Origin of the sequence: Kitasatospora sp. MY 5-36, from assembly GCF_001182915.1 — a bacterium.
Taxonomy (GTDB): Bacteria; Actinomycetota; Actinomycetes; order Streptomycetales; family Streptomycetaceae; genus Kitasatospora.
On the sequence record NZ_LFVW01001209.1, the window covers coordinates 1 to 1,394 of the forward strand.

At 76.5% G+C, this 1,394-nt stretch carries 1 protein-coding gene; it reads left to right on the forward strand.

The annotated features are described in order from the left end of the window. Positions 1-1,394: type I polyketide synthase (locus AE652_RS41440; protein WP_049661164.1), on the forward strand; the 1,394-nt coding region annotated here is incomplete at both ends.

Genomic DNA, 1,394 nt, shown 5'->3' on the forward strand with positions numbered 1-1,394 from the left:
GCTTCGACTCGCTGACCGCCGTCGAACTGCGCAAGCGGCTGGCCACGGCCACCGGCCTGCGGCTGCCGTCCACGATCGTCTTCGACCACCCCACCCCGGCCTCGCTCGGCGCCCACCTCGCCGCGACGGCCCTCGGCACCGGCGCCGGCACCGACGCCGCCGCGCCCGCCCGGGACGGCGCCGCCGCCGACCCCGACGAGCCGCTCGCCATCGTCGGCATCGGCTGCCGGTTCCCCGGCGGCGTCACCACCCCCGACCAGTACTGGGACCTGCTGGCCTCCGGCGCCGACGTGATCGGCGGCCTGCCCACCGACCGCGGCTGGGACCCGGACCTCTACGACCCCGACCCCGCCCGCCAGGGCAAGTCCGTCACCCACCGCGGCGGCTTCCTGCACGACGCCCCCGACTTCGACGCCGCCTTCTTCGGCATCAACCCGCGCGAGGCCCTCGCCATGGACCCCCAGCAGCGCCTGCTGCTGGAGACCTCCTGGGAAGCCCTCGAACGCGCCGGCATCGCCCCCGAATCGCTGCGCGGCACCCCCGTCGGCGTCTTCGCCGGCGCCACCCTGACCGGCTACGGCGACGGCCTGGCCGACGGTGACCCGGCCGCCGAGGGGTACCTCGTCACCGGCCACTCCAGCAGCATCATCTCCGGCCGCGTCGCCTACGCCCTCGGCCTGGAGGGCCCCGCCCTCACCATCGACACCGCCTGCTCCTCCGGCCTGGTCGCCCTGCACCTGGCCGGCCGGGCGCTGCGCGCGGGCGAGTGCGAACTCGCCCTGGTCGGCGGCGTGATGGTGATGTCCACCCCCAGCCAGCTGGTCGGCTTCTCCCGGCAGCGCGGCCTCGCCCCCGACGGCCGCTGCAAGCCCTTCGCCGCCGGAGCGGACGGCATGGGCCTGTCCGAGGGCGCCGCGACCATCGCCGTCGAACGGCTCTCCGACGCGCGGCGCCTCGGCCACCCCGTGCTGGCCGTCGTACGGGGCACCGCCATCAACCAGGACGGCGCCTCCAACGGCCTCACCGCCCCCAGCGGACTCTCCCAGCAGCGCGTGATCCGCGCCGCCCTGGACGCCTCGGGCCTGACCCCCGACCAGATCGACGCGGTCGAGGCGCACGGCACCGGCACCCCCCTCGGCGACCCCGTCGAGGCCCACGCCCTGCTGGCCACCTACGGCCGGGACCGCCCCGCCGACCGGCCGCTGTGGCTCGGCTCCGCCAAGTCCAACATCGGCCACACCCAGACCGCCGCCGGCCTCGCGGGCCTCGTCAAGATGGTCCTCGGCATGCGGCACGGCACGCTGCCGCGCACCCTGCACGCGGACGAGCCGTCCCGGGAGATCGACTGGGAGTCCGGCGCCGTACGGCTGCTGACCGAGCAGCGGCCCTGGACG